Consider the following 2,153-nt stretch of genomic DNA (forward strand, 5'->3'; position numbering starts at 1 on the left):
CAGCCGCCAGTACTCTTCCATGAAGCCGGTGATCTGACGCATCGCCCAACGAAACAACCGGTAAAACGTATAGATCAGCTCGATGTAGGCGTTCGTGTAGGTTGGGGCACGCCCGGACACACCCGGCCCATACGGCTGGGTGTTGATGAACAGCGCCTTCAGGTCGGCCTCCGGGCAGTAGAGGCTGAGCTGGCCTCGCCGCTTCAGGCTCTGATTGTAGGCGCGGGCGTTCGCGACCCGATACGTCGGTTTCGGGCGTTTGCGCGGCGCTCCGGATTTCAGGCTGGCTTTGTATGGCAATGAACGTTCACGAGGCATAGATCAATTGCCCTTTCTACTCGACCTCACGCTGCCGCGCAACCACCCCCTTCCGAACAAAGCCGATCATCGAATCAAGGCGGCTTCGGAAGAAATCGTCGGTCATGTCGGTGCGCTCCAGCTCCCAGGTTTTAAATCAGATCGATATTCGCTCTGGGAGTTCGCAGCACATCCGACTCCCTGCAATCCCTTGCCGGGTTTGGTTCAACTACGTTTTGCAGGTCCGACTATCTATTTTGTGCGCACGTTGCACGAACAATTTGCATCGGCGTGCCCAACATCATGCACGTGGCGGTACTTGGCTGCCGACACGCTAAACGGGTCAGACCAGATTGAAGTAGGCTTGGAAAGTTAAAAAGGGATGGAGTGAAGCCATTGCAAATCGGTTGAGATGTACTATATAACGTACATATGAAAACCCAGACCTCTCTACACTCCCCCCTGGAGCTTGGGCACCTAATCCGCCACAAGCGGAAGCTTGCCGGACTTACTCAGGAAACCCTAGCGGCTGCGGCTGGCGTGGGTCGGCGCGTCGTCGCAGAGCTTGAAGAGGGCGGGAACGTCAGTTCCCATGTTCTGCTACCTATTCTTGCACGACTAGGGATCGAACTCGTCCAGACGGATGCGGACATCTATCCTAAGGCGTTACTTGCCCTGTGCCAGACGGCGGGGACCAGTTACTTGGGTGACATACCTCCAGCCATTATGGAGCGATTCCTATTGACCGGCGATGTGCCACCAAAGTGGGAAACGCAGATCGATTACGCCCTTGAAGAGTCGCCTCCGATGCTGTTCGAGAAGGCGATATCGATGTATGGGAAACCCATACGCAAGCGGATTCGGGCGAATTTGCAGAACTGGGCAGTGGCTCACAACCTCAACCTACGTGAGGAATTCGGACTTGTCTGACATCGACTTGAAAATGTGGGAAGGCCTGTTTGACCAGGCTGTCGCGCTCATCGACACCGTACACAAGGTGGGGGAACGCCTGCCTAAGTGGAGATTCGGCGGCGGAACGATGTTGATGCTCGACTTCAATCATCGATTCAGCAAGGACATCGACATTTTCATCACGGACCCGCAGTACTTGACCTTCTACTCCCCGCGTCTGAACGAAGTCGCGGAAGATTTCTCAACGGAGTACGTCGAGGCGGCTCACTACCTAAAAATCATTGGCAAGGGCGGCGATATCGACTTCGTCATTTCGCCGACTCTCACCAGTGAACCGACGGTAGACCGAGAGATCCGTGGGCGTACGGTGACAACGGAAACGCCGGTCGAAATTGTTGCAAAGAAAGCGTTTTATCGTGCTCAAGGCTTTACGGCGCGGGATTTGTTTGACATGGCGCTCGTGCTGGAGCGGTGCCCCGAAGACTGCGCGCGGGAAGCCAAAGTGCTAAAGGAGCGTGCGCAGATCATTACCGATCGTCTCGAAGACAACCGTGAGCGATTGGAAGCAGACTTCGCGAAGATCATCACGTTGGATTACAACCCTACGTTTGAGCACTGCTACAACACCGTCACCGCGTTCCTGAGTGAGCCTGCGCCAGAGGCTCGCCCGAAGTCCAAAGGGCCAACAGCTGGTATGTGACGTCAGCGCGCCCCTGGTGTCGGGGTATCGGCTTTAAGGGGTGGCGGCGGAAATTCGGACAGGCCGATAAGTGGAACGGTCGGGGCCTGAGCTGGTCATAGGGACCAGCAAGAGGAAGGCTTTGTTCGACAGGGTATGCGCTCAGTTGGTTGCGGGCGCAATTAGGCTGTCTTGACGCAAATCGCCTTGCCGAAGCTGTTCCACCGGTTCACGAGGTTCGCAATGATCACGCCCTCGCGCTGCT

2 protein-coding genes and 1 pseudogene are annotated in these 2,153 nt (G+C 56.1%); 2 read left to right on the plus strand and 1 reads right to left on the minus strand.

What is annotated here, in order from left to right:
* A pseudogene (locus CFB82_RS41300) lies at nucleotides 1-318 on the minus strand (hypothetical protein); the annotation flags it as partial.
* A gap of 411 nt (nucleotides 319-729) precedes the next feature.
* Between CFB82_RS41300 and CFB82_RS41305 the strand changes: the two are divergent.
* Both CFB82_RS41305 and CFB82_RS41310 read left to right on the plus strand, forming a co-directional pair.
* Nucleotides 730-1,227 (plus strand): helix-turn-helix domain-containing protein, encoded by a 498-nt coding sequence (locus tag CFB82_RS41305; protein WP_089487937.1) that lies wholly within the window; start codon nucleotides 730-732, stop codon nucleotides 1,225-1,227.
* A complete protein-coding gene (locus CFB82_RS41310; protein ID WP_179255543.1) occupies nucleotides 1,220-1,909 on the plus strand; it encodes a nucleotidyl transferase AbiEii/AbiGii toxin family protein in 690 nt (229 codons plus the stop codon). The genes CFB82_RS41305 and CFB82_RS41310 overlap by 8 nt, the downstream gene beginning before the upstream one ends.
* The last annotated feature ends 244 nt before the right edge of the window (nucleotides 1,910-2,153 follow it).

The sequence above is a fragment of the Burkholderia sp. HI2714 genome (assembly GCF_002223085.1).
Lineage (GTDB): Bacteria > Pseudomonadota > Gammaproteobacteria > Burkholderiales > Burkholderiaceae > Burkholderia > Burkholderia lata_D.

Excerpts from the sequence above, each read along its gene's own strand:
- CFB82_RS41305 (WP_089487937.1), top strand. The coding sequence starts at position 730 with ATGAAAACCCAGACCTCTCTACACTCCCCCCTGGAGCTTGGGCACCTA.